The following is a 25710-nucleotide window of genomic DNA, read 5'->3' on the forward strand; positions in this document are numbered from 1 at the left end:
GGTGGTTCGGTCCGGGTGGTGCTCAGGACGCCTCGGCCGGGGTGGCGTCCGCTGCCGCGGCGGTGAGCGCCGGCATGCCGGCCCGCGCCTCCCGCAGGAGCTCCACGAACGCCGTCAGGTACCCCCGGTCGGAGTCCGAGGTCAGCCAGGTGTGGAACGCGATGCGGGACGCAGTCTGCACGATGCCCGCCATCATCCGCGCGTGCAACGGATTTGCGCCCTCTCCGGCGCGTTCGGCGATCGCCTCGGCGAGCACGAGCTCTACTTTCGCGTGCGAGCGCAGCATCTCGCCGAAGAGCCCGGCGTGGTGCATCATCTCGCGCAGCCGCCACACGTCCTCGCGCCGGGGGGCGCCTTCGGTCTCCTGCCGTTCCACTGACGCGTTGATCACCGCCTCCCACAGCGGTTCCCGCGCCGGCCGGGCGAGCAGCGCCTCCCGCACGCGCTGCTGCTGCTCGACGATGAACGAGCAGACTGCTTCCTCCTTGCTCGAGAAGTAGTTGTTGAAGGTGCGCGGGGACACGCCGACCTCGTTGGCGATGTCCTCCACACGCAGCTGGTCGGCGCCGCGCTCGAGGGCGAGCCGCAGCGCCGCCTGGGCGAGCGCGAGGCGGGCTGCCTGCTTCTTGCGCTCGCGCAGGCCGGGGGATGGATCGGTCACGGCGGCGAGGGTAGCAAGAAAAAGTGCGGGGCGCGAAGAAATATGCGCTCCGCGAAAGTTTGTATCCGCCTGAAGCTACCGTAGGTCACCGAACGGGCAGTTCTCCGGGGGTCCGTGCTGGGTCGGGTCCCGCGCGGACTGTCGTACTCGGACGATCCGGGCTACGGTTGTCACCGAGCGTAAGTACCGGCGACCGGCGGAGGTGCGCGGCATGCGGTCGATGTGGAAGGGCTCGGTCTCGTTCGGGCTGGTCAGCATTCCGATCCAGCTGTACGCGGCCACCGAGAACAAGAACGTTTCCCTGCGCCAGGTGCACGCCGAGGACGGCGGGCGGATCCAGTACAAGCGGTTCTGCTCGGTCGACGGCGAGGAGGTGGCCTACTCCGAGATCGCCAAGGGCTACGAGCTGCCCGACGGCGAGATGGTCGTGCTCACCGACGCCGACCTCGCCGAGCTGCCGCTGCCCACCCAGCACACCATCGACGTGCTCGAGTTCGTGCCGCTGGACTCCCTCGATCCGATCCGCTTCGACCGCACGTACTACCTGGAGCCGCAGAAGAACGCGTTGAAGCCGTACGTGGTGCTGCGCGACGCGTTGCAGAAGGCGAGTCACGTGGCGATCGCGAAGGTGGCTGTGCGTCAGCGGGAGAGCCTGGCGCTGCTGCGGGTGGTGGACGACGTCCTGGTGATGACCACCATGCTGTGGCCGGACGAGGTGCGCACGCCCGATTTCGCTTTCCTGCGCGAGGATCCGCCGCAGGTGCGCCCCCAGGAGCTGACCATGGCCGGCTCGCTGATCGACTCGTTGTCCGAGCCGGTCTTCGAGCCGGAGAAGTACTCCGACAGCTACCGCGAGGCTCTGGAGGCGATGATCGAGGCCAAGGCGGGTGGTGGCGAAACGGCCCAGCCGCCGCGGCAGGGGGAGAAGGCTGAGGTGGTCGATCTGATGGCAGCCCTGGAGGCCAGCGTGTCGGCGGCGCAGAAGTCCCGTACGCCGGCCAAGGGTGGCACTTCGGCCACCGGCCGTGGGGGAAAGACCTCCGGCCGCGGAGGGAACACCTCCGACCGTGCGGGAAAGACGTCCGGCCGTTCGGGGGAGAACGACGACGAGGGCGAACCGGCCGCGAAGAAGCCGTCTGCTCGGACCCGGCGCGCGAAGAGCGCCTGACGCACAGCTTCTCGCCGCACCGTCTGGTCCGTGAACCACGGCAGTGGATCCGTGGAGGAGACCGTCACCGACAGTCGCCCGCGAGGTCCATCACTCGGCGGGGTGAGGGCCTGGCCTGCACGTTTCCGGGACAGGTCCGACACGCCGGGGCCGGGCCTTGCTTCGCCGGGTGGCGGTGGTACCAAGGAGCGGTCCGGCCCGGGCGTGCCTGGTGGCGCACCGGGCAACGCCCGAACGCGGAAGGCGGCTTGAGCATGGAATGCGCGTTCTGCACCGACGGCATCGACCACTGTCACGGAACCCTGGTCGTCCACCCGGACGGCGGGTTCGCCGAATGCACCGATCCGGACTGCGCGGATCTCGCCCGCGTCCGCCACGGCCTGATCATCGACTGCCAGACCGTGGACCCGGCGTGCGCCTGCGGGGCGGCCGTGGTGACCGAGGCGGTGCTGCGGCAGGCCTCGTGACGGCCAGGGTGCTGTCGTGACCGGCTTCGTGACGAGAGGCGCTGCAGCGGCGGGGCTCGTGACGAGAGGCGCTGCGTGGCAAGCCTCTTGACGAGAGGCGTTGTCGCGGCGAGGCTCGTGCCGCGGACCTCCTGGCCCAAGCCGCCGCCGCGGCCGGCTTCGTGACCGCGAGGCGGCCCCGGTTACGGGTTCCGTGGCGAAGCCGCCCCGCGAGTCCGTGATCCTTACCCGATCGTGTGTGCCGCCGTGTACAACGGCCTTGGCAATGTGCTAACACTAACGGGGTCCTTCGGCTCTCCCTCCCCCTCGGAGCCGGAGGACCCTTTACGTGTCACGCCGGCAAAGCCGCCCCGGCGCGACCATGACCGGGGTGGTTCAGTAGCGGTAGTGGTCCAGTTTGTACGGGCCGTCCACGTCCACCCCCAGGTACTCCGCCTGCGGCTTGCTCAGCCGGGTCAGCCGGGCGCCGACCGCGGCCAGGTGCAGCCGCGCGACCTTCTCGTCCAGGTGCTTGGGCAGTCGGTGCACGTCGACCGGGTACTGTCCGGGTTTGGTGAACAGCTCGATCTGCGCCAGCACCTGGTTGGCGAACGAAGCGGACATCACGAACGACGGATGTCCGGTGGCGTTGCCGAGGTTCATCAGCCTTCCCTCGGACAGCACGATGACCGCGTGCCCGTCCGGGAAGAGCCATTCGTGCACCTGCGGTTTGATCGTTGACTTCCGCACGCCGGGCACCTTCGCGAGCCCTGCCATGTCGATCTCGTTGTCGAAGTGCCCGACGTTGGCGACGATCGCGTTGTGCTTCATGCGGGCCATCTGTGCGGCCGACACGATGCCGAAACCGCCGGTCGTGGTGAGGAACAGGTCGCCGCGGTCGACGACGTCGTCGAGTTCCACCACGTCGAGCCCGTCCATCGCGGCCTGCAGCGCGCAGATCGGATCGATCTCGGTGACCACCACGCGCGCGCCCTGTCCGCGCAGTGCCGCCACCGCGCCCTTCCCGACGTCGCCGTAGCCGCACACGACCGCGAGTTTGCCGCCGATCATCACGTCCGTGGCGCGGTTGATCCCGTCCACCATGGAATGCCGGATGCCGTAGCGGTTGTCGAATTTGGACTTCGTGACCGAGTCGTTCACGTTCATCGCGGGGAAGCGCAACGCACCCTGCCGGGCGAGCTGGTAGAGCCGTTTGCCGCCGTTGGTGGTTTCCTCGGTGACCCCCCGGATCTCTTCGGCGATGCGGGTGAACCGCTGCGGATCTTCGGCCAGGCTCGCCGCGAGCGTACGCAGGAGGATCCGGTGCTCCTCCGGATCGTCTTCTCCCGGCTGCGGAACCGCTCCCGCCGCCTCGTACTCCGCTCCTTTGTGGACGAGCAGAGTGGCGTCGCCGCCGTCGTCGAGGATCATGTTCGGCCCCCGGCCGCCGGGGAAGCGGAACAGGTGATCGGTGCACCACCAGTAGTCGTCCAGTGTTTCGCCTTTCCAGGCGAAGACGGCGGAACCGGCCGGGTGCGCGGCGGTCCCGTCCGGGCCGGCCACCACCGCGGCCGCCGCCTCGTCCTGGGTGGAGAAGATGTTGCAGGACACCCAGCGCACCTCGGCGCCGAGGGCCACCAGCGTTTCGATCAGCACGGCGGTCTGCACCGTCATGTGCAGGGAGCCGGCGATCCGGGCGCCGCGCAACGGTTTCGCCTCGGCGAATTCCCGGCGGATCGCCATCAGTCCGGGCATCTCGTGTTCGGCCAGGCGCAGCTGGGTGCGTCCGGCCGCGGCCAGCGACAGATCGGCGACGGCGAATTCGAGCTCGCCTGCGGTCTGCGGTTTCGGGCTCATCGAAGTGGTCCTTTCCGGTTCCATCAGGGTGCACAGGAGGGCAGGAGGCCAGGTGGAATCGCGGAAAACCACGAGCGGCACAAGAAAAGCGCCTCCTTGGCAGGAGGCGCCCTTGGCTCGGAAGCCCGCGGGCCGAGCGTGGCGGGAACGCGTCCCGTCGCAGCGCCTCTCGGCTCGCGGTCGCGCCGCATCGGACGCGTCGAGTCACCTTGGCAACCGGCGGGCGGAGCTGTCAAGCGTCCGGGTCGCGGCGGAACTCGGCCCGCACCCCGAGCAGCCGCACCGGTCTGCCGAGCGGGAAGCGGCCGAGCAGGTCTCGCGCGGCACGCTCGAGTACCGCCGGATCCGAGGACGGTTCGGACAGCGTGACGCTGTGCGTCTGGGTGAAGAACGGGGCGAACCGGACCTTCACCGCCACCCGCGCCACCGGGCGCGCCTCCTCGGCGACGTCCTGGGCGACCCGGGCGGCGAGCACGCCGATCTCGGCCGCGATCCGATCCGGCTCGGTGAGGTCCTGCTGATAGGTCGTCTCCCGGCCGCGAGATCGCGCGACGTACGGTGTCGCGCTCACCTCGGTGTCGCCGATGCCGCCGGCGAGCAGCCGGTACCACGGGCCCAGCCGCGGCCCGAACCGCGCGGCGAGCGCCTCCGGATCGGCCGCGGCGAGGTCGAGGACGGTGGGACAGCCGGCTTCGCGCAGCTTCTTCGCGGTCTTGCGGCCGATGCCCTGCAACGCGTCCGGGGTCCGCGCGGCCATCACGTCCCACCAGTTCTCGCGGGTCAGCCGGAAGACCCCGGCGGGTTTGGCGAATCCGGTGGCGAGCTTGGCGCGCAGCTTGTTGTCCCCGATCCCGACCGACGCGGACAGGCCGGTCTCCTCGGCGATCCCGCGCCGGACCTGGTCGGCCAGCGCCTCCGGATCAGCGGTGTCGGCGCCGAGGAACGCCTCGTCCCAGCCGAGGACCTCGACCACGACCGGGAATTCCCGCACCCGCGTCATCACCCGGTCTGAAACCTCTTGGTAGGCGGGCGCGTCGACCGGGAGCAGCACCGCCTCCGGACACCGCTTCACGGCCAGCCGCAACGGCATCCCGGAGTCGACGCCGAACGCGCGTGCCTCGTAGGACGCGGTCGCCACGACTGCGCGTTCGGCCGGATCCCCGTTGCCGCCGACGATCACCGGCAGTCCCCGCAGCCGCGGATGCCGGGCCACTTCGACCGCCGCGATGAACTGATCGAGATCGACGTGCAGGATCCAGGCGGACACCCCACCAGTGTGCGGCGCCTGCGGTGGTGTCCGCACCCCGGAACTTCGCGGCGGCCGGGTGCGATCGTGCGCCGCCGGAAGCCTCCGCACGGCGGGAGTTCAGCGGTGGTCGTGGCAGCGGGCGACGTGCGCGGCGACGCCGCCGGCCGCTGCCAGCAGGGCACATAGCGTCAGCGCCGGGCTCGCAGTCAGCAGGCCGGTCACCAGCAGCCCGGCGGCGGTGATGTCGAGCAGCACGGTGAGCACGAGGAGCAGGCCGGCCGAACGCGCGGGCACGCCCCGTTGCAGGGCGGCGGCCAGGTCGGGATCGCTGGTCTCGAACCAGTGCTCGATCTTGTCCAGCTCGGCGCGTTCGTGGTGACTGAGCATGGAAGTCTCCTTCGGCGGCCGGCCCGCCGTCGCCGGAGAAATACCCCTGCCCGGGTTGCGCCAATCGTTCCATTCGGGATTCACCCGGCTGCCCCAGTCCGGCGCGGCCGGGGGAACTTCCGGTGACGCTGGGTGCCCAGGTGTCGACGCTCGGCCGGGTTCCCGGAGTGCGGCTTACCCGTACCGTCCACAGCAGACAGTCCCAGGCAGTCCACTGTGGCGGGCGCCGGTTCCGCGTGGCCTAAGGCTGCCAGGGCGAATACTGCCACACGGCGTGATGCAGTATCGTTACTGCGAGTCACCTCACAGAGGTCGGGTCACGCCGAGGGGAGCGTCGGTGCACGGGGACCAGCGGATCGCGGGCCGTTACCGGCTGCTCGAGCGGGTGGGCAGCGGCGGGATGGGCGTGGTCTGGCGGGCGCGGGACGAGCGGCTCGGCCGCGAGGTCGCGCTGAAACAGGCTCGGCTGTCCGACGCGGTGAGCGGCCGGAAGCTGCGCCGCGAAGCCCAGCTGGCGGCCAGTGTGCTGCACCCGAACGTGGTGACCTTCTTCGACGTCGCGGCCGAGGGTGACGAACTGTGGCTGGTGATGGAGTACGTAGCCTCGCGCAGCCTCGCCGACGTCCTCTCCGCCGAGGGACGGCAGCCGGTCCGCACGGTCGCGGAGATCGGCGTGCAGATCGCGGCGGGGCTGGCCGCGGTGCACGCGCACGGCGTCGAGCACCGCGACGTGAAGCCGGGCAACGTGCTGATCACCCCGTCCGGGCAGGCGAAACTCACCGACTTCGGCATCTCCCGGTCGGTGCGCGGGGACCAGACGGTCACCGACTCCCCGCTGATCGGCGGTACGCCGGACTACCTCGCCCCGGAGGTCGCGCAGGGCCATCCGCCGTCCTCGGCCTCCGACGTCTTCTCCCTCGGTGCCACGCTGTTCGCCGCGGTGGAGGGGGCGCCGCCGTTCGCGGGCGGCAACGAGTTCGCCACCATCCGCCGGGCCGCGGAAGGGGTCGTCCCGCCGGCACCGCACGCCGACGCGCTCGCGCCGGTGCTGGACCGGCTGATGAGCCGGGATCCGGCGCAGCGGCCGACCGCGGCGGTCGCCGGTGAGCTGCTGGCCGAGGGGATCGGCACGATGCCCGTGCCGGTGCCCGCCCCGCGTCGCGGTCGCCGTCGCCGGCTGGTCGTGGCCGCGGTGGTGGTCGCGGCGGTGGTGGTGTTCGGCGCGGCCTTCCTGGTGGTCCGGCCCGGCAGCGGGGACGGTGCACCGGCGCCGGTGCTCGGTATCGGCGTCGACCCGCGTGCGGCCGACCCGTGCCGGCTGGTGGACGCCGGTCCGCTGCGCCCGTTCGGCAGTCCCGAGGTCGACGCGGACTACGGCAATTTCGACCGCTGCGACGTGATCCTGCACGGGGATCAGCAGGGTGGGGATCAACAGGGCGGCGATCTGCAGGCCGACGTCAAGGTCGAACTCGAGGACCCGCCGGCGGGTGGTGCGGCACCGGAGGGCACGCGGACGCGGTCCGGGCCGTTCGCGGTGTTCGGTGAGCCGGAACAGGACGGCGGCTGCGTCCGGCTGATCCAGCTGCAGGACCGGTATCTCGTGCGGGTGTCGGTCGATTCCGACGAGGGCTACTCCCTCGATCCCTGCCGGGTGGCCGACACCGCGGTCGGATCCGCGGTGAAAGTGCTTGCCATTGCCGGTGTTCCGGCACGCAGCACACCGCTGCCGGAGGGCTCGCTCGGCCGGCTCGACGCCTGTTCGCTGCTGGCTCCCGCGTCGGTGAGCGGGGCGGGCGGGGTCGCCGAACCGGTGAAGATCCAGCCCGGTTTCGGGGACTGGGGGTGCGACTGGGACAGTGCGGTGTCCGGCCGCGCGGTCACCGTGCTGTTCGACCGCGACCAGCCGCCGGACGGGCGGACCGGCCAGCTGGTGCGGGTGGGCGGGCACGACGCCTACCTCAAGACCGACGAGTTCGCGGACGACACCTGCCAGGCGGTACTGGTGTTCCGCGACTACACCGACGCGCACGGGGAGACCGCGGTGGAACAGATCAAGGTCGTCGTCCACGGTGATCCGCCCTCGGACGGGCTCTGCGCCCCGGTCACGACGCTGGCCGGTGACGTCGTCGCGAAACTGCCCACGACGTGATGGCCTCCCGCGCCGGCGATCCGCCCGAGCCGCTGGGCCCCGGATACGGCAGCCTCGCGCACGGCGTGCCGCCCTCGGTGCCGGGCACCATCTTCGCGCTCGCCGTGACCGGTGGTGTGCGGATGCCCCCGCGCGACGGCCGGGAAGTCCTTTTCGGACGCAACCGGGACGACGTGCACGTCTGCGTGGGTGAGGACGACCGGAAGGTCAGCCGGCAGCAGGGGATTCTGGTGCGGCGCGCGGACCTGTGGTGGATGCGCAACACCGGGCGGCTGCCGATCCGGCTGCCGGGTTCGCGGCTGCTGTTCCCGGACGAGGAGCCGGTACCGCTCGGGGAGGGCTACACCGCGGCGTTCGTGCGCGGGACGGCCGGCCGGGAGCATCTGCTGGAGCTGTACGTGGCCGGCGCGGACGGGCGGCGCCCGGATTCGCGGCCGCAGGACCTCACCGAACCGCCCCGGATGTGGCGGCTCACCCCGGACGAACGGCTCGTGCTCGTCTCACTCGCGCAGCGGTATCTCCTGCAGGACCCGTATCCGCAGCCGCTGGCCTGGCGGCAGGTGGCGCAGCAGCTGACCGAGTTGCGGCCGGACCGGCCGTGGAGTGCCAAACGGGTCGAGCACCTCGTCTCCGCGGTCCGCAACCGGCTCGCCAGGGCCGGGGTCGCCGGGCTGACCCGCGAGGAGGTCGGGGAGCCGGTGGGCAACGCGCTCAACGACAACCTGATCCGGGAACTGCTGCTGTCCACCTCGTTGGTGCCGCCGGACCTGGCGTTGCTCGAACCCGCCGGCCGCGACGATCCGGGAGGGGTCCCGGCACCCCCTGATTGACTCGGGACCGCGCGGCGCACCGGGCCCGCGCGGACGGGGGCGGGGGGTGCGCCGGTGGCAGGCGAGGCGATCGGGCTGCTGCCCGCCGGGCACCCGAGCCTGGCGCACGGATTCGGGTCGCCTGCCGGGACGCTGGGGGTGCTCGGGCTCGCAGGGGGAGTCCTGGTCCCGCCGGCCACCCGGGAACCGGTGACGTTCGGGCGCAACAGCGCCGAGGTGACCGTGCCGCTGGGCGAGGACGACCGGCGGGTGAGCCGGCGCCACGGCGTCCTGGAACACCACGGCGGCCGGTGGTGGGTGCGCGCCACCGGCAAGGTCCCGCTGCGGCTGCCCCGGTCCCGGTTGCTGTTCACCGGCGCCGAACCGGTTCCGGTGCCGGCCGGGTACCTGCCGGTGTTCGTGCGCGGTTCCGGCGGGCGGGACCACGTACTGGAGGTCCGGATCGCCGACGGTGCGCCGGCCACCGGACGGGTGCCGGTGCTCGCCGGCCGCGAACGGCTGGTGCTGGCCGTGGTGGGCCAGGGATTCCTGCGCTGGGAGGAATGCCCGCGGCCGATGCCGTCCACGCTCGCCGCCCCGCGCATCGGGGCACTGGACCCGGGGGGTGGCTGGACCCCGGACGCGGTGAACACCGTGCTGGACGCGGTCCGCGCTCGCCACCACCCCGGCGGCACGGACGGGGAACTGCTGTCCGCCCTGATCTCCGCGGGCGCGCTGGTGCCGCCGGACCTGGCACTGCTGGCGTCTCCACCGGCGCGGGAACCGAACGAGGTGGAGTGGATGCCGCCGACGTGGGGCAGCTGACGGCGAGCTCGACCGCGGCGGTCTGCGGTTCGGTGTGGTGCAGCATGCGAACGGTCCCGGGCCGCGCGGGTAGGGTCGAGATCATCCGGGGGGAAGGGAGCGATCGATGAGCACAGGTCCGGCCGCGGCGCAGGTGCGCACCCGGGTGCGGATTCCGCTGCGGTTCGGCGGGGAGGCTGCCGGGACAGGCGTGGCGCAGGCGGAGGCGGTCACCTTCACCGGGCTGTCCGACGGGCTCGAACACCTCGTCTTCGTCCTCGGTGATCCGGGCCCGGTTCCGTTGGTACGGCTGCATTCGGAATGCCTGACCGGGGACGTGTTCGGCTCCGCGCGCTGCGACTGCGGCCCCCAGCTGAGGGAAGCGGTCGACCGGATCTCCGCGGCCGGCGGCTACCTCGTGTACCTGCGTCAGGAGGGGCGGGGAATCGGGCTGTACAACAAACTCGACGCGTACGCCCTGCAGGACGGCGGCCTCGACACCTACGCGGCCAACCAGGCGCTCGGGCTGCCCGAAGACGCCCGCGACTACACCGCCGCGGCGGAGATGCTCACCGCGCTGGGCGTGCGCCGGCTCGATCTGCTGTCGAACAACCCGGACAAGGCCGCGCAGCTCACCGGGCACGGGCTCGAGGTACGCGAGCGCGTTCCCACCGGCGTTTTCGCCACCGAGACGAACGTCCGCTATCTGCGGGCGAAGGTGGAGCACACCGGGCACAACCTGACGCTGCCCGGCGATCTCGGCACCGCGGGCCTGGCCGGCTGAACTCGGACGATCCGTACTCAGCGGGGCTGCCCGCTGCGGCAGCGTGCACGGGCGAACCTCGCTCCCGGCGATCTCGAAGAACCGGCCACCCACCTGTATAACGGCCTATACGATCGCGCGTTCGTGCTCTGATTTCGTGGTGATCATCGACGTGGGCCGGTTCGCCTTGCTCCTCCTGGCGGGGACGGGCGCAGGGCTGGTCGGGGCGACCGCCGGGCTCGCGTCGCTGGTGTCGTATCCGGCGCTGCTGGCCGCGGGCCTCCCGCCGGTGGTCGCGAACATGACCAACACCGTCGCGATGATGGGCACGACGGCGGGTGCCGCAGGCGGGGCGCGTCCCGAACTCGCCGGGCAGGGTCGCCGGCTCCTGCCGTTGTGCGCGATCACCACCGTCGGTGGTGGCTGTGGCGGGCTCGTGCTGCTGCTCAGCCCTGCGAACGCGTTCACCGTGGTGGTGCCGTGGCTGATCGCCGGCGCGTCGGTGGTGCTGATGGCCGGGCCGCGGCTGCGCCGGATGGCCGAGCACCGCGAGCACCGGGGGATCGGCCCGCTGACCGGGATCGCGGCGTTCCTGGCCGGGGCCTACGGCGGGTACTTCGGTGCGGCCGCCGGTGTGCTCATGCTCGCGCTGCTGACCACGGTGTGGAGCCAGCCGCTGGCCCGCACGAACGCCGCGAAGAACATCGCCACCGGTGCCGCGAACCTCGTCGCCGCGGTGGTCTTCGCCTGCACCGGCACGGTGTTCTGGCCGGCGGCGATCGCGGTGGGTCTCGGTTCGGTGGCCGGCTCGTGGCTGGGTTCGGTGCTCGTGCGGTACCTTCCCGCGACACCGCTGCGGATCGCCATCGGGCTCGGCGGGCTCGGTCTGGCGGCGGTGCTGGGATGGCAGGCGTATGCGACGTGACGCGGAGCGGAAACGCGGGCATAGTCTGCGGGGTAGCCGAGCTGGAGGCCAGATGAGCATTGTCGGCACCCGAGTGGTGCGCGTCGAGGACGAGAAACTGATCACCCGCGGCGGCACCTACGTCGACGATCTCCGCGACGAAGCGCTCACCGGCGCCGCGCACGCGGTCTTCGTGCGCAGTCCGGTCGCACATGCGCGGATCGCGGGCATCGACGTCGAGGAAGCGCGAAACGCGCCTGGTGTGGTGGCCGTGTTCACCGCGGCCGATCTGGACCTCGAGCCGGCCGCGGCCGGCCCGGTCCGGGAGCCCTACCTCGCCGGGGAAGTCGTGCGGTACGTCGGCGAACCGGTCGCGCTGGTGGTCACCGAGCAGCGCTACCAGCTGGCCGACGCGGCCGAACTGGTCGATGTGGACTACGACCCGCTCGACGCAGTGGCCAGTGTGGACGCCGCGCTGTCCGGGGACACCCTGCTGTTCCCCGAACACGGCAGCAACGTGATGCAGGTGCACGGCGACGAGGACTTCGACGACTCGGTGTTCGACGAGTGCGAGGTCGTGGTCACCGAGCAGATCCTGAACCAGCGCGTGGCCCCCGCGCCGCTCGAGGGCCGGGGAGCGTCGGTTGCCTGGGGCGAGGACGGCCGGGTCACGGTGTGGCTGTCCAGCCAGAACGCCCAGCTGGCGCGCAGCGCCATCGCCGGGGGACTGGGCCTGGACGAGGAGCGCGTGCGGGTGATCGCGCCGGACGTCGGCGGCGGATTCGGCGCGAAGATCGGCGCCCCCGCGGAGGCGATCGTGCTCGGCTGGGCGGCCCGCCGGGTGGGCAGGCCGGTGCGGTGGACCGAATCCCGCAGTGAGAACCTCACCGCGATGACGCACGGGCGGGCGCAGCAGAACACCGTCACCATCGGCGGGAAGCGGGACGGCACCGTGCTCGCCTACCGGCTGGAAGTCGTGCAGGACGCCGGTGCCTACCCGCGGACGTTGTTCCTGCCCACCCTCACCGAGATGATGGCGCCGGGCGTCTACCGGTTCCCGGTGGTGCAGACGGTCAGCCGCGGCGTGGTCACCACGACGACGCCGATCGCGGCCTACCGCGGTGCCGGACGGCCGGAGGCGACCGCCGCGGTGGAGCGGGCGATGGACCTGTTCTCCGCGAAGATCGGGATGGACCCGGCCGAGGTCCGGCGGGTCAACTTCATCCGCCCCGATCAGTTCCCGCACACCACGCCCACCGGGGGCGACTACGACACCGGCGAGTACGCGGCCGCGCTCGACAAGGCGCTCGACGCCGCCGGCTATGCCGAGCTGCGCCGGGAGCAGGCACAGCGGCGGGCCGCGGGCGATCCGGTCGCGCTCGGGCTGGGCATCGCGGCCTACGTCGAGATCACCGGCGGCGACGCCAACGGCGAGAGCGGCCGGGTGGACGTGCATCCGGACGGTTCGGTCACCGCCTACACCGGCAGTTCCCCGCACGGGCAGGGGCTGGCGACCACGTTCGCGATGCTGCTGTCCGATCAGCTCGGCGTCCCGCTGGAGCGGATCACCGTGCGGCACGGCGACACCGACGAAATCCCGCGCGCGGTGGGCACTTTCGGTTCGCGCTCCCTGCAGCTCGGTGGTTCGGCCGTGCGGCAGGCCGCCGACGAGGTGGTGGCTCGTGCCCGCGAACTGGCGGCCGAACTGCTCGAAGCGGCACCCGAGGACCTGGAGCTGGACACCGGCAGCGGGGTCTGGCAGGTACGTGGCGCGCCGGGGAGCACCACGCTCGACTGGGGCCGGCTCGCGTCCGAGGCTGAGGGCGGCGTGCTGTCGGCCGACGTCTGGTTCGACGACTGCAAGCCGACCTTTCCCTTCGGTGCGCACCTGGCCGTGGTCGAGGTGGACACCGAGACCGGCAAGGTCGTGGTGCGCCGGATCGTCGCGGTCGACGACGCCGGTCCGGTGGTGAACCCGCTGGCCTTCGACGGGCAGCGGCACGGCGGGCTCGGCCAGGGCATCGCGCAGGCGCTGCTGGAGGTCATGAGCTACGACCCGGACGGCAACCCGACCACTGCCACGCTCGCGGACTACTCCTTCGTGTCCGCGGCCGAGCTGCCCGACTTCGAGCTCGTGGACATGGCCACCCCGACCACCCGGAACCTGCTGGGGGTCAAGGGGATCGGTGAGGCGGCGACGATCGGCTCGACCCCGGCGGTGCACAACGCGGTGGTCGACGCGCTCGCGCACCTCGGAGTGACGCACCTGGACATGCCGGCCACGCCGATGCGGGTCTGGTCGGCGCTGAACGAGGCGAGGAAGGCGGACTGACGTGCGGGTCTCGATCGAGGTGAACGGCACGGCCGTGGCCGGTGAAGTGCCGGATCGCACGCTGCTGGTGCACTACCTGCGGGACACCGCGGGGCTGACCGGCACGAACATCGGCTGCGATACGACGTCGTGCGGGGCGTGCACGGTGCTGCTCGACGGCGAGTCGGTGAAATCGTGCACGGTGCTGGCCGCGCAGGCGGACGGCCACGAAGTGACCACTGTGGAGGGTCTGGCCGGCGGTTCCGCGGACGACAGGCTGCATCCGGTGCAGCGGGCGTTCCGCGAGCAGCACGGGCTGCAGTGCGGATTCTGCACGCCGGGCATGATGCTGGCCACGGTCTCGCTGCTGCGGGAGAACCCGAAGCCGAGCCGGGACGAGGTGCGCACCGCGCTGGAGGGCAACCTCTGCCGGTGCACCGGCTACCACAACATCGTGAACGCCGTGATGGACGCGTCCGGGCAGGAGGTGGCGCGGTGATTCCGGCCGAGTTCGCCTATCGCCGCGCGGCCACTGTGGACGAAGCACTCGCGGTGCTGGCCGAGCACGGCGACGAGGCCAAGCTGATCGCCGGCGGGCATTCGCTGTTGCCGCTGATGAAGCTGCGCTTCGCCGCCCCCGAGGTGGTGGTGGACATCGCCGCGCTCACCGAGCTGAAGTTCGTCCGGCTGGAGGGCGACGAGGTGGTGATCGGGGCGCTGTCGCGGCACCACGACCTGCAGCAGGATCCCGTGCTGGCCGAGCACGCGCCGCTGCTGGCGCACGCCGCCGGCACGGTCGGCGATCCGCAGGTCCGCCACCGCGGCACCATCGGCGGTTCGCTGGCACACGCCGACGCCGCCGCGGACCTGCCCGCGGTGGTGCTGGCCGCAGGCGGGACGCTGGTGGCCCGCGGCCCGTCCGGACAGCGGCGCATCCCGGCGGCGGAGTTCTTCCTCGGCCCGTTCACCACCCCGCTGGAACCGGACGAGCTGCTGACCGAGATCCGGCTGCCCAGCCAGGCGGGCCTGGGCTGGGCGTTCGAGAAGTTCACCCGTCGGGCCATGGACTGGGCGATCGTCGGCGTCGCGGTCACCGGGCACGCGGTCGGCCTGGTCAACATGGGCGGCACTCCACTGCGCGCGGGCGCCACCGAACGTGCTCTTGCCGAGGGCGCCACCGCCGCCGACGCGGCCCGGCTGGCCGACGAGGGCACCTCGCCTCCCGAGGAACCGCACGCGAGTGCCGACTACCGCCGTCACCTCGCGCGTGTGCTGACCGGCCGCGCGCTGCTGCGTGCCGGGGTCGCCTGACTCGCCGCTTGCCCGTCCGTGAGGATTCCTTGAGGGAGTCCTCACGGCGCGGCAGGGGAATGCGGGATTGCCGGTGCCGATTCCCGCCAGCTAGGCCGCGGCGAGCCGGACAGACTCGGCGCCGTGAATCCGACGTTTCCCGCCCATACGGCGATCGAGCCGGGCATCCTGTACTTCGGCACCCCGGTGGTGCTGCTCTCCACGTCCAATGAGGACGGTTCGGCGAATCTGGCGCCGATGTCCTCGGCTTTCTGGCTCGGCTGGCGGGCGATGCTCGGCCTGGGCGCCCGCTCGAAGACCGCGGCGAACCTACGGCGCACGCGCGAATGCGTGCTGAACCTGCCCTCGGCGGCGCTCGCCGGCGCGGTGGACCGGCTGGCGCTGACCACCGGCTCCGATCCGGTGCCGCCGCGCAAGCGGGAGCGCGGCTACTTCCACGTGGCCGGCAAGTTCGCCCGCGCCGGGCTGACCCCGGTGCCTTCGGAAACCGTGGCGCCGCCGCGGGTCGCCGAATGCCCGGTCGCCATGGAGGCGGTGCTGGCGGCGGTGCACCCGTTCGCCGGTGACGACGAGGCGCAGCGCGGGAGCGTGCTCGGACTGGAGGTCCGCGTGCAGCGGGTGTTCGTGCACGACGACATCCGGCTGCCGGGCAGCACCGACCGGATCGACCCGGACGCCTGGCGGCCGCTGATCATGAGCTTCCAGAAGTTCTACGGCCTCGGCCCGCAGGTGCACGAATCGGCGCTGGCCACGATTCCGGAACGGCTCTACCGCTCGCCGGACGTGGAGCGGGCCGCGGCGGCCGCCGGGCACGCACGGAAGATGCGCTGACCGCGCCCGCCCGGAAATCAGCGCTCGGTAGTGCGCTGCACCGTGTCTTCGGACAGTGCCGCACCGTCCTCGGCCGGGCTTTCCCGTTTCCGGCGCGGGTGGATCACCGCCTCAGGAGGCGGTCCACGCGGCGAGCGCGGGCGCGAGTGCGCGGATCCCGGCGGTGACCGCGGCACGTCCGGTCACCGCCGGGGTGCCCGCCGGCTGCCGCGTGCAGAGCACCACGACGTAGCGCGAGTCCACGACACCGGTGGTGTTGAGCACGAGCGCCGAGCGCAGCACCATCCAGCCTTGCTTGATCTGCCACGCCGAACCGGGAAGTCCGTCCGGGATGCCGAAGTATTGCGGGTAGCCGTCGTCGGCGGGATCGCGCGCGCCGGCGAGCGCGCTCAGCAGCGGCGCGGCGGTCGCTTCCGGAACGGTGTCCTCGAGGTAGCGGTAGGTCGTGACGACGTCGTCCGGGCTCATCTCGGTCATTCCCCACTGCCCGGGATCCGCCGGTGACGCGGTGGCGACGAGCCCGAGCAGGTCGGTCATCCGCCGCACGATCTCGCTGCCACCGTCCGCTTCCCACAGCCGGGATGCCACCGCGTCGTCGCTGCCGGCGAGCAGGTCGGTGAGCGCGTCCGCGTCGTCCCCCTCGGGCACGGACCACGAACCGTCGTCGTAGAGGGAATCCAGCGCGATGAGCAGTTTCACCACCGACGCGGTGTAGTACGGCGAGTCCGCGTCCGCCGAGGTCACCGTGCGGCCGCTCGTCCGGTCGAAGACGGTCAGGCCGACCCGTGTGCCCGGCGACTGCGCGGTGACCGCCGCGGCGACCGCGTCCGCGACCTCGGCGGCGTCCGGCACTGCCGCCGGACTGCTCGTGGCCGGGGAAGACTCCGGTGAACGGGACATCGGCACAGCCACGCCGGCCGACCTGGACGCCGCGACCGTGGTGCCGTGCCGCGCGCTCGCGGCGATCGTCGTGCCCGCGGTGAGGACCGCCGCCGTCAGGCCGGCGGCGGCCAGGGTCCGTCTCAGTCCGGCTGCCATGTCCACAGAACGTCCGCCGGCCGTCCGGCAGCACCCGGATAGACCTGTCGGTTCCCTGTGAGTCGCTGTGTTCCTCCTGTGCACGGCGGTGCGGCGGGTACTCCACTGTGGACGCGCGCGACTACTGACTTGCCGAATGCAAGCCAGCAGCCTACGGTCGGCGGCGTGACGAGTGGAACGCGGATTCTCGTGGTGGGTGCCGGCGCGACCGGCGGGTTCTTCGGCGGGCGCCTGGCCAGCGCCGGCCGGGACGTGACCTTTCTGGTCCGGCCGGGGCGCGCCCGGGTACTGGCCGAACGGGGACTGCGGATCACCGGCCTCGGCGAGCAGACCGTGCTCACCCCGCAGCTGGTGCGGGCCGGGGACCTGAGTGATCCCTACGACCTGGTGCTGTGCACGGTCAAGGCGGCCGGTCTCGACGCGGCGATCGAGGACCTGGCACCCGCAGTCGGCCCGCGGACGCTGGTGCTGCCGGTGCTCAACGGGATGCGCCACCTCGACACGCTCGTGGCGCGGTTCGGCGAGCGGCGGGTGCTCGGCGGGGTGGCGTTCGTGATGACCACTGTGGACAGCGAAGGCGACATCCGACGCCTGGCCGATCTCCAGTCGCTCACCTACGGCGCGCGGTCCGGCCCGGAACCGGACGGTCTCCCGGCAGTGCACGAAGCGTTGTCCGGCGCGGGATTCGACACCGCGCTGTCCCCGGACATCGCCGGTGAGATGTGGGCGAAATGGGTGTTCATCGCCGCACTGGGTGCGGTGACCGTGCTCATGCGCGGGACGATCGGCGAGGTGGCCGACCAGCCTGGCGGGATCGCGTTCGCCGAAGCGGTGGTGGCCGAATGCGCGGCGGTCGCGGCGGCGGCCGGGCATCCGGTGCCGCGACAGCGGCTCGAGAGCATCCGCGCGGACGCGAGCGAACCCGGTACCCCGCGCGCGACCTCGCTCTACCGCGATCTGATCGCCGGGCTCGGGGTGGAGGACGAGCAGATCTTCGGTGACCTGGTCGATCGCGGGCGCCGGCTGGGGGTCGCGGTGCCGCTGCTGGAGCTGGTCCGGCTGAACCTGCGTGTGCACCAGGCGCGGCTGCGCTGACCCGGTGCCCCGGCGAACCACGGAAGGACGCATTTTCGGGCAGGCGCCGGTGTCGTAAAACGTGGCTGCACCAGGACTGCTAGTCTCGATCACGCCGGGGCACGCCGCGAATGAGCGTGTCCCGTACGCGGCTGCGGCCGTGCAAGACCCTCCGCGGGGAAGGGATACTTTCGGGTATGGCGGACAGGTTCGAGTTCGTTCTCGACGTGGTCGAATCCCTGGTCATCGGCCAGGCTACCGGCGGAAACATCCGCCAGTACCCGTTGCGCATCGGCACGGTGCCCTCGGACCCGGTGCGCTACGTCCGGGTCGCCGCCCAGGTCTACCGCGAGGTGGAGGACCGGCGGCTGTCCGTGCACGGTGAGCTGCATCCCGGTGTGCGCACGGCCTTCGAGCTGCTGGCGAAGCCCCGGGTCTCGGTCGCGGTGAGCGGGGTGGACGGCCTCGGCGCGGACATCGCGGTGCTGGCGCTCACCGACGGCAGGCAGGCGCTCGGGATCACTCAGGACGCCCGCACCGACGACCTGCTCTTCTCTCTCTTCGACGACGAGGACCTGGTGGAAGTCGTCACCGGGGTGCTGCCGCCGGCCCGCGCGGCCACCACCGGCGCGCACACCGTGCACCAGGAGGCCTCGCGGGCGATGTCGGCGATGACCGCCCGGCGGCTCGCGGAGGCCGCCGAGGACGAGGAGGAGACCGACGCGTTCGGCACGATCGAGGTGAGCGGCCGGGTGCGGCCCAGCCAGCCCACCCCGCGCGCCGCCCGCCGCGAGCGGGGCGGGGTCGAGGTGCTCGAGCGCGTGCTCGCGCAGCCCCGGCTCGGCGGCGGTCATCTCATCGTCACCGGATGGGGACGCCGCGACGAGCGGCTCGCCGCGGACCCGCTGAGCTGGCTCGACACCGCGGACGGCCGGTACCTGGTCAAGACGACCGGCGCCGATTCCGGGGAACTCAGTGCAGATTACCTGCCCGCCGGGCGATCCGACGTCGCCAAGGCTGTGCAACAAGCGGTTTCCGCCGTTTACTGATCTACCGAGGGTTGCGGACGCACGAGGAGGAAAGGTCCGATGACGGACGAGGTGCCGGCGAAGCGGGTGACCGAGCCCCGCGAGCCGGTGGTGACCGAGGAGCACCCGGCGGAGGCGGTGAAGCAGCGGCTGCAGCCGATGCTGTCGGGCACGAAGCTCAGGGACATGGCCAAGACGGGCTCCTTCGCGGTGGACGACTCCACCGGCGACAAGATGATCGCCGCGCTCGAGGGCGTGGTCGACTCGCTGCAGGCGCGCTGGGACGCGCTGCAGAAGCTCGGCACCCTGCCGGCGATGTCGCAGTCCGCGGCCGGGCGCTGGGTGGGCGGGCACATGCTGGCCACCGCGAGCGATTCGCACGGGCTGCTCACCCAGCTGCAGGCGGCGCGGGACGAGTTCCCGACCTACGTCGAGGCGATCAAGCTCGCCAAGAAGAACTACCACGAGCGGGAGCAGGACGCGCAGGACACGTTCCGCCGCCTGCCGGACGCCCCTGAAGCGCACTGAGGAAGGGCTTTCCGTGGCTGCAGACACCGACAAGAAGCCGTCGACGGAGGACGTGTCCGACCCGTCCTCGCCGGACTACGACCCGCAGAGCCCGTACTACGAGATGACGGCGGACTCGTCGTCGAAGTACTACGTCGGCCCGATCACGTCGGACGACGTGCTCTCCGGCGACGACATCCGCGAACAGGCGAACCAGACGGTCGACATCCAGTCGCTCATGCTCGGCTGGTTCGGGGTCAACCTCCCGCCTTCGGTGAAGGAGGCCCTCGGCCAGAAGATGTACGAGCGCAAGCTCGAGGAGTCCAAGGACGGCCTGCAGGACGGCCTGGACATGCGGGACCCGGGTACCGCGCCGAAGACCCAGTGGGACAACGCCACGCACGAGCAGATGGTCAAGGTCATCACCGAGGACGCGGACCCGGCCACGGTCGCCGAATCGTCCGAGGAGTGGGTGAAGGTCGGCAACGAGCTGGCCGGGCACCAGCAGAACCTCGCCGACGCGATCAACGCCAGCAGTGCCAACTGGAAGGGCGGCGGCGGCGACGCGGCCCGTGAGCACCTCGCGAACGTCGGCAAGTGGCTCGGCACCACCGCCCAGGGCGCGACCCTGTCCGGCCGTCAGCAGGAGATCCACTCCCAGTCCCTGAACGAGACGCAGAAGGCCATGGCGGCGAACCCGCCGGTGAACTTCTCCGTGCAGCAGGCGAACGCCCACCTGCAGACGATCACCGACCCGATCGAGTACGCCAAGCAGGCGACGCAGGCGATCAGCAGCTACCGGGAGCAGCAGGCCGCGCAGGGCCAGGCGGCCCAGATCATGTCGCGCTACGACGATACGGTCGGGTCCGCGGTGCAGACCCCGCGGTTCGCGGCCCCGCCGAAGCTGGCCAGCCAGTCCGGTGGCGGCGCGTCCGGCGGCGGCGCCACCGGGGGGCGCGGCGATGTGCTCACCAAGGCGCACAAGGGCATGGACCCGACCGGCTTGACCCCGTTCTCGCAGGGGAGTCCGGGCTCCGGCGGCTCGCCGGACGGCAGCGTCCCGGGTGGCGGCCCCGGCGGCACGGGTGGTGGCCCGGGTGGGTCGGACCTGCCGCCGGGCAGCACCGGTGGTCCCGGTGACGGCCAGGCCGTCAACCCGGAGGGGCTGGACCTGCCCCCGGGCAGCGGTGGCGGTCCGGGTGGCGGCGGCCAGCCGTACAACCCGGGCGGCATCGACCTGCCCCCGGGCAGTAGCGGTGGCGGTCCGGGCGGTGGCGGCCAGCCGTACAACCCCGGCAACATCAACCTGCCTCCGGGCAGCGACCCGGGCACGACCAAGACCTCGGGCTACACACCGCCACCGATCCCGGACATCCCGGGCACGGGCCAGCCGTACAACCCGGGCAACGTCAACCTGCCTCCGGGGCCCGGCAGTAACGGCCCCAGCGGCCAGCCGTACAACCCCGGCAACATCAACCTCCCGCCGGGCAGCCCGATCGGCACCAACCCGGGCGGCAACCCCTCGATCAAGAACCCCTACAGCAGCAACCCGCCGAAGATCCCGCCGATCAAGCTCCCGCCCGGTGACTCGCTCGGCGGCCCGAATGGCAAGACCCCGACCATCGGCAAGGGTGGCGGGATCAACGGCGAAAGCATCGGCAGCCGGCTCGGCGGCGGAGGCAGTGGCGGTCTCGGCGGCGCCGGCGGGGGTTCCCTCGGCGGTGGCGGCGGTCTCGGTGGCGGCAAGGGCGGTTCGCTCGGCGGCGGTCCGGCGACCGGTGCCGGCGGGCAGGGCACTCCCGAGGAGCAGCTGGGTGGCCGCGGTGCCGGCGCTGGCGCGGGCGCCAAGGGCGCGGCCGGCAGCCCGGGCATGGGCGGTATGGGCGCCGGCAACAAGGGCGGCAAGGGGCCGGAGGACAAGGAGCACAAGATCGCCGATTACGTCGAGTCGGACGATCCGTCGTTCTTCTCCGCGGACGAGGTCGTCGCACCGCCGGTGATCGGCGACTGGAAGAACACGGACTGGAAGTGAGTGGACTATGGCCGGACAGGGACAGTTCGAGGTCCATGCGGACGAGCTGACGGCCCACGCGAGTCACGTCGAGGCGCTGGTCGATCGCCTGCACAACGCGCAGCAGGCGGCCGACTACGCGATGTCCGACGACGCGTACGGGTTGTTGTGCGCGTTCCTTCCGCCGATCATCAACCCGACCGGCGAGAAGGCGAAGGAGGCCATCGACTCGGCGGCCGAGGGCGTGCAGTCGACGGCGGACAACGTGCGTACCGCGGCGAAGTCCTATCAGGACGGTGACGACGCGCAGGCCCAGCCCTTCCAGAAGGTGCTCGCCTCGGACGGCCCGCTGGAAGGCTTCCAGAAGGCCGGCCGGGCGCAGCAGGAAAACGCATGACCCCCGGCTCCGGCACGGGAGTCAGGAGCAATCGAGGAGAACGACAAGCATGACCGGAGCGGGCGGCGGCGGCCTGGGTGACCTGATGAGCGACCCCGACGAGGCGATCCGGCGGATGGACGAGTGGGCGGCCGGGTTCGCGCGCAAGGCGGAGCGGTACGCGGCGGCCCAGGAGGAGACCGAACGGCTGCGGCTCACCGCGTCCAGCCCGGACGGCACGGTGTCGGTCACCGTCGGGGCCGACGGGGTGGTGTCGGACCTGGTCTTCAGCTCCCGGACCCGGACGATCCCGCCCGAGGAGCTGGCCCGGATGGTGCTCGCCACGATGCGCCGGGCCCAGGCGGGCATCACCGAGCAGGTCGCCGAGGTGATGAGCGAGCAACTGGGCGACGAGGACGAGGAGACCCGCACCGTCCTGCTCGACTCGCTGCGCGGCCGCTTCCCCGATCCGGAAGAGCCGCAGGACGAGGACGACGACACCTCGCCGGAACCACCCGCCCCGACCCCGCCCCTCTCGGGTGGCGCCGCGGCGACCCCACCGCCGAGCCCGCCGCCCGCCGGCGGCCCCCCGCCGCGACGGCCCGGTGGCGTCGACCCGGAGGAGCAGGACAACAACCCCTGGTGACCGTCGGTACCAGCCGGACGCACTGCGGCACTGGCCGGTCCGCCTCGGTCCGGCTGGTGCGCGCTGGCGCTGGCTGGTCCACCTCGGTCCGGCGGGCGCACCGCGGCCCGTCGAGTGCGCTTCGGCTCAACTGGTGTGCCTTGGCCTAGCGGTGTGCGCTGCGGCCCAGCGGGCTCACCGCGGACCAGCCATGTGTGCCTCGGCCGGGTGGGTGCGCTGTGGCCCTGGCTGGCCCACCTCGGGCCCAGCGGGTGTGCTCCGGCCCGTCGGGTGTGCTTTGGCTCAACGGTGTGCCTTGGCCCAGTGGGCCCACCACGGCGCAGCCGGTGTACCTCGGCCCTGGCCCGCCCACCTCGGCCCAACCGTGTGCGACTGGGCCGGGTGGGTGCGCTGTGGCCCTGGCTGGCCCACCCGGGCCCAGCGGCTCGCTTCGGCCAGCCGGTGCACCTCGGCCCAGCCGGGAAGTGCACCGGCGTCCGCGCTGACCCGGGTGCGCTGGGGAAGCCGCCCGCGCGGGTCAGGCTCCGCGAAGAAGACCTTTCAACCGGCGAGAACCTGCCGGTCCACAGTGGACTCGGCCGGTATCACAGCCGTGGCAGCGAAACCTCGGTCGCCAGGTCCTCGGGCGCCGACAGCCGCCAGGCCTCGTAGACCAGTTCGGCCAGTTCGTCCGCGTCGACGCCGGGCAGGTGGACCACCACCCAGCCGAAACCGCCCGCGGTGAACTGTTCCTCGAACACCTCCGGGCGCTCGGCCACCAGCGCCTGCTGTTCGGTGATCGTCTGCTTCAGCCCGACCGTGTCGGTGCGCGGCCAGTGGTAGCCGAACCGCTTGCCCCGCACGCTGAACGAGGTGTAGTCCCGGCCGCTGCCGCGCTCGACCTCGCGCAGTGCGGTGATGATCCGTTCGAAATCGGTGCTCGTGCTCGGCACCCGCCCATCCTACGGCGGCGCTCAGGGGATGACGCCCCGCGAGTTCAGCGCGTCGGTGAGCCGTTCGCGCAGTTCGGCGGCGGTGGCCGCGGGATCGATCCCATCGGGCGGCGAAAGCACCTTCGAGACCACAGTGGACAGATTCTGGTAGGCCGGGGTGAGCGGCCGGACCGCGGCGTCGCGCAGCGCGGCCAGGATGTCGTCCCGCATCGGATAGCGCTGAGCCATGGTGGGATTCCCGGCCGGATCCGCCGGGCGCGCCGGGTCGAGCGGTGCCGGGTCGCGGTACACCGGCGCGAGGCTCGGCGGGAGACCGTCCACGAGTGCCTGGTACTTCTGGCTCGCCGGGGAACGCAGGCACAGCGCGGCCTCGAAGGCCTCCCGCCGATGCGGGGAATAGCTGCTGACCGCCAGGTGGTACCCGCCGATGGTGACCCGGCTCGGGCGTCCGGGCACCACCGACGGATACGGCGCCCACCGCAGATGCGCCAGATCCCGCGGGCGCTCCTGCGCGTAGGCGGCGTAGACGAACGGCCAGTTCAGCTCGAACGCCGCCTGCCCGCGCTGGAACGCCCGGCTCACCTCGTCCTCTTTCTGGTTCGTCAGGGAAGGATCGGTGATCCCGGACGAGGTCAGCGTCTTCAGCAGCGCCAGCGCCCGGACCGCGCCGTCGTCCAGGACGACGGATTTCCCGTCGTCGGACAGGATGTGCCCGCCGGCCGAGGCGACCAGGGTGTTGTAGAAGACCACCAGTCCCTCGTACTGCGCCCCGGTGAAGACGATCTCGTACGGTTCGCCGCCCGCCTTCAGCTGCCGGGCCCGGTCCATCATCTCGTCGAACGACCGCGGTGGCCGGGGCGTCACGCGGTCGTCGTACCAGAGCAGCTGGACGTTGGTGTTCTTCGTGGCGCCGTAGAGCTTCCCCTGCCAGCGGGCGGTCGCCAACGGCGCGGGAAGCACATCCCTGGTCGCGGCGGCCTCGTCCGCGCCGGTCCACGGTTCGATCCAGCCCGCCTCGGCGAACTCGGGCACCCACGTCACATCGAGTCCGAGCACGTCCATCGCGCCGTCGCCGGCGGCGAGCCGGCGCGCCATCTGCTCGCGTTGGCCGTCCGCGCCGCGCGGCAGCTTGTGGTACACGATCCGGTAACGCCCGTGGGCCTGCTCGGTGCAGCGGTCCACCACCGTCTGGAGGTGATCCTCCGGGGAGATGTACAGGTTGATCGTGGTGCCCTGCTGCGCGGAGCAGCCGGTCAGCGCCGCCGCGGCGAGAACGAGGGCGGGGAGCAGCGACCGTGTCTTCATCGTTCCTCCCGCGGGCCGGGTGGCGCACATGGTCGCCCTCGGTGCCGCCATCGTCAAGCGTCCGGAGCGGAACGCGCCCGCACGGCCTACCGTGGGCCCCGGAGGTGGCCGATGCCCGGAGAAGCGCGTGGCGGCCGGTCCGGGGTGCCGGCCGCGATCGAGCCGATGCTCGCGAGCCCGGACGGGGGCACGCTGCGCGACGACCCGTCTTACGCCTACGAGTTCAAATGGGACGGCTATCGCGCGATCATGCGGATCGCGCCCTCCGGCGAAACGGTGCTGACCAGCCGGAACGCCAACGACTTCACCGCCAGGTTCCCGGAGCTGTCCGGCGCGCTCGGCGACGCGCTCGGCGGGCGCGCGGCGGTGTTGGACGGCGAGATCGTCGCCCTCGACGAGCACGGCCGCCCGGACTTCGGCCTGCTGCAGAACGTCGGACGCCACCGGCGCGCGATCGCGTACTTCGCGTTCGACGTGCTGAAGCTCGGCCGCCGGAACCTGCTCGGCGCCGGCTTCGACGAACGCCGGGACATCCTCGCGGAGATCGAGCCGCCGGACCCGCGGCTGGTGGCGATCACCCCGTCCTACCGCCACGCCGACCTCGCCGAGCAGGACCTGACCCCGGCCGGGCTGCTCGACGTGGCCCGGAAGATGATGCTGGAAGGCCTGGTGGTGAAGGCCCGCACCTCGAAGTACCACCCCGGCCGGCGCAGTCCGGAGTGGCTGAAACATCCGTTGATCCAGACCACCGAGGTGATCGTCGGCGGCTGGCGCCCGGGCCGCGGCCGCCGGCAGGGCACCATCGGCGCCCTGCTGCTCGGCGCGTACGACCGGGAGACCGGCGACCTGCGCTACCTCGGTGACGTCGGCACCGGCTTCACCGACGCGGTGCTGCACGATCTGCGCACCCAGCTGGCCCCGCTGGAACAGCGCACAAGCCCGTTCGCCGGCGAGGTCCCGCGCGACCGGGCCCGCGACGCCCACTGGCTGTCCCCGGAGACCGTCGGCGAGGTCGTCTACCGCCGCCTGACCCCGGGCGACGGGCGGCTCCGGCACACCGCCTGGCGCGGCCTGCGCCCGGATCGCCGTCCGGCCGAGGTGCTTGCTCCGTCCTGGTGAATCAGGCAGGCCTGATGGCTCTGG

25 protein-coding genes are annotated in these 25710 nt (G+C 72.1%); 18 read left to right on the top strand and 7 right to left on the bottom strand.

What is annotated here, in order from left to right:
• Nucleotides 1-22 precede the first annotated feature (22 nt).
• Nucleotides 23-661: a TetR/AcrR family transcriptional regulator gene (locus BJY18_RS03490; protein ID WP_184777593.1), complete on the bottom strand. Its 639-nt coding sequence runs from the start codon at nt 659-661 to the stop codon at nt 23-25.
• A 211-nt stretch (nt 662-872) separates the two neighbouring features.
• Here BJY18_RS03490 and ku point away from each other — a divergent pair, with 211 nt between their 5' ends.
• Both ku and BJY18_RS03500 read left to right on the top strand, forming a co-directional pair.
• Nucleotides 873-1829: a non-homologous end joining protein Ku gene (gene ku, locus BJY18_RS03495; RefSeq protein ID WP_184777594.1), complete on the top strand. Its 957-nt coding sequence runs from the start codon at nt 873-875 to the stop codon at nt 1827-1829.
• 254 nt (nt 1830-2083) lie between these two features.
• Nucleotides 2084-2296 carry a hypothetical protein gene (locus tag BJY18_RS03500; RefSeq protein ID WP_184784393.1) on the top strand — a complete coding sequence of 71 codons (213 nt, stop codon included), beginning with the start codon at nt 2084-2086 and terminating at the stop codon, nt 2294-2296.
• A 375-nt stretch (nt 2297-2671) separates the two neighbouring features.
• Here the strand turns inward: BJY18_RS03500 and ahcY are convergent, their stop codons facing one another.
• The 3 genes from ahcY to BJY18_RS03515 form a co-directional block, all read right to left on the bottom strand.
• A complete protein-coding gene (gene ahcY, locus BJY18_RS03505) occupies nt 2672-4132 on the bottom strand; it encodes an adenosylhomocysteinase (RefSeq protein WP_184777597.1) in 1461 nt (486 codons plus the stop codon).
• A gap of 232 nt (nt 4133-4364) precedes the next feature.
• Nucleotides 4365-5399 (bottom strand): DNA polymerase IV, encoded by a 1035-nt coding sequence (locus BJY18_RS03510; protein WP_184777599.1) that lies wholly within the window; start codon nt 5397-5399, stop codon nt 4365-4367.
• Between the two features lie 99 nt (nt 5400-5498).
• On the bottom strand, nt 5499-5768 hold the full coding sequence (locus BJY18_RS03515; RefSeq protein ID WP_184777601.1) for a DUF3040 domain-containing protein: 270 nt from the start codon (nt 5766-5768) through the stop codon (nt 5499-5501).
• 337 nt (nt 5769-6105) lie between these two features.
• Here BJY18_RS03515 and BJY18_RS03520 point away from each other — a divergent pair, with 337 nt between their 5' ends.
• The 9 genes from BJY18_RS03520 to BJY18_RS03560 all read left to right on the top strand — a co-directional run bounded on the left by BJY18_RS03520 (nt 6106) and on the right by BJY18_RS03560 (nt 15650).
• Nucleotides 6106-7917 (top strand): serine/threonine-protein kinase, encoded by a 1812-nt coding sequence (locus BJY18_RS03520; RefSeq protein ID WP_184777603.1) that lies wholly within the window; start codon nt 6106-6108, stop codon nt 7915-7917.
• Nucleotides 7917-8747: an FHA domain-containing protein gene (locus tag BJY18_RS03525; protein ID WP_184777604.1), complete on the top strand. Its 831-nt coding sequence runs from the start codon at nt 7917-7919 to the stop codon at nt 8745-8747. The genes BJY18_RS03520 and BJY18_RS03525 overlap by 1 nt, the downstream gene beginning before the upstream one ends.
• A 54-nt stretch (nt 8748-8801) precedes the next feature.
• A complete protein-coding gene (locus tag BJY18_RS03530; protein ID WP_184777606.1) occupies nt 8802-9551 on the top strand; it encodes an FHA domain-containing protein in 750 nt (249 codons plus the stop codon).
• Nucleotides 9552-9657: 106 nt separating this feature from the next.
• On the top strand, nt 9658-10314 hold the full coding sequence (locus tag BJY18_RS03535; RefSeq protein ID WP_184777608.1) for a GTP cyclohydrolase II: 657 nt from the start codon (nt 9658-9660) through the stop codon (nt 10312-10314).
• Between the two features lie 139 nt (nt 10315-10453).
• On the top strand, nt 10454-11218 hold the full coding sequence (locus BJY18_RS03540) for a sulfite exporter TauE/SafE family protein (RefSeq protein ID WP_184784394.1): 765 nt from the start codon (nt 10454-10456) through the stop codon (nt 11216-11218).
• 52 nt (nt 11219-11270) lie between these two features.
• Nucleotides 11271-13529, top strand: coding sequence for a xanthine dehydrogenase family protein molybdopterin-binding subunit (locus BJY18_RS03545; protein ID WP_184777610.1), 2259 nt, complete (start codon nt 11271-11273; stop codon nt 13527-13529).
• Nucleotide 13530: 1 nt separating this feature from the next.
• Nucleotides 13531-14007 (top strand): (2Fe-2S)-binding protein, encoded by a 477-nt coding sequence (locus BJY18_RS03550; protein WP_184777612.1) that lies wholly within the window; start codon nt 13531-13533, stop codon nt 14005-14007.
• Nucleotides 14004-14819 carry an FAD binding domain-containing protein gene (locus BJY18_RS03555; protein ID WP_184777614.1) on the top strand — a complete coding sequence of 272 codons (816 nt, stop codon included), beginning with the start codon at nt 14004-14006 and terminating at the stop codon, nt 14817-14819. The genes BJY18_RS03550 and BJY18_RS03555 overlap by 4 nt, the downstream gene beginning before the upstream one ends.
• Before the next feature lie 123 nt (nt 14820-14942).
• Entirely contained in the window at nt 14943-15650 is a 708-nt protein-coding gene (locus tag BJY18_RS03560) for a flavin reductase family protein (protein ID WP_184777616.1), read from the top strand.
• Between the two features lie 111 nt (nt 15651-15761).
• Here the strand turns inward: BJY18_RS03560 and BJY18_RS03565 are convergent, their stop codons facing one another.
• Entirely contained in the window at nt 15762-16688 is a 927-nt protein-coding gene (locus tag BJY18_RS03565; protein ID WP_184777618.1) for a serine hydrolase, read from the bottom strand.
• A 165-nt stretch (nt 16689-16853) separates the two neighbouring features.
• On the opposite strand from BJY18_RS03565, the gene BJY18_RS03570 reads away from it, so the two are divergent.
• The 6 genes from BJY18_RS03570 to BJY18_RS03595 all read left to right on the top strand — a co-directional run bounded on the left by BJY18_RS03570 (nt 16854) and on the right by BJY18_RS03595 (nt 22330).
• A complete protein-coding gene (locus tag BJY18_RS03570) occupies nt 16854-17783 on the top strand; it encodes a ketopantoate reductase family protein (RefSeq protein WP_184777620.1) in 930 nt (309 codons plus the stop codon).
• Nucleotides 17784-17959: 176 nt separating this feature from the next.
• Entirely contained in the window at nt 17960-18811 is an 852-nt protein-coding gene (locus BJY18_RS03575) for an ESX secretion-associated protein EspG (protein ID WP_184777621.1), read from the top strand.
• 39 nt (nt 18812-18850) lie between these two features.
• A complete protein-coding gene (locus BJY18_RS03580; protein WP_246458758.1) occupies nt 18851-19318 on the top strand; it encodes a hypothetical protein in 468 nt (155 codons plus the stop codon).
• 13 nt (nt 19319-19331) lie between these two features.
• Nucleotides 19332-21329 carry a hypothetical protein gene (locus tag BJY18_RS03585; RefSeq protein ID WP_184777623.1) on the top strand — a complete coding sequence of 666 codons (1998 nt, stop codon included), beginning with the start codon at nt 19332-19334 and terminating at the stop codon, nt 21327-21329.
• Nucleotides 21330-21336: 7 nt separating this feature from the next.
• The gene (locus tag BJY18_RS03590) at nt 21337-21705 is read left to right on the top strand and encodes a type VII secretion target (protein ID WP_184777624.1); all 369 of its coding nucleotides are present in this window, start codon (nt 21337-21339) and stop codon (nt 21703-21705) included.
• Between the two features lie 49 nt (nt 21706-21754).
• Nucleotides 21755-22330 (top strand): YbaB/EbfC family nucleoid-associated protein, encoded by a 576-nt coding sequence (locus BJY18_RS03595; RefSeq protein WP_184777626.1) that lies wholly within the window; start codon nt 21755-21757, stop codon nt 22328-22330.
• Between the two features lie 584 nt (nt 22331-22914).
• Here BJY18_RS03595 and BJY18_RS03600 read toward each other — a convergent pair.
• Complete coding sequence (locus tag BJY18_RS03600; RefSeq protein WP_184777628.1) at nt 22915-23262, bottom strand: MmcQ/YjbR family DNA-binding protein; 348 nt, start codon at nt 23260-23262, stop codon at nt 22915-22917.
• A gap of 21 nt (nt 23263-23283) precedes the next feature.
• The gene (locus BJY18_RS03605) at nt 23284-24567 is read right to left on the bottom strand and encodes an ABC transporter substrate-binding protein (protein ID WP_246458760.1); all 1284 of its coding nucleotides are present in this window, start codon (nt 24565-24567) and stop codon (nt 23284-23286) included.
• A 111-nt stretch (nt 24568-24678) separates the two neighbouring features.
• Here BJY18_RS03605 and ligD point away from each other — a divergent pair, with 111 nt between their 5' ends.
• Nucleotides 24679-25686 carry a non-homologous end-joining DNA ligase gene (ligD, locus tag BJY18_RS03610; RefSeq protein WP_184777630.1) on the top strand — a complete coding sequence of 336 codons (1008 nt, stop codon included), beginning with the start codon at nt 24679-24681 and terminating at the stop codon, nt 25684-25686.
• The last annotated feature ends 24 nt before the right edge of the window (nt 25687-25710 follow it).

It is taken from the genome of Amycolatopsis jiangsuensis (assembly GCF_014204865.1).
Lineage (GTDB): Bacteria > Actinomycetota > Actinomycetes > Mycobacteriales > Pseudonocardiaceae > Amycolatopsis > Amycolatopsis jiangsuensis.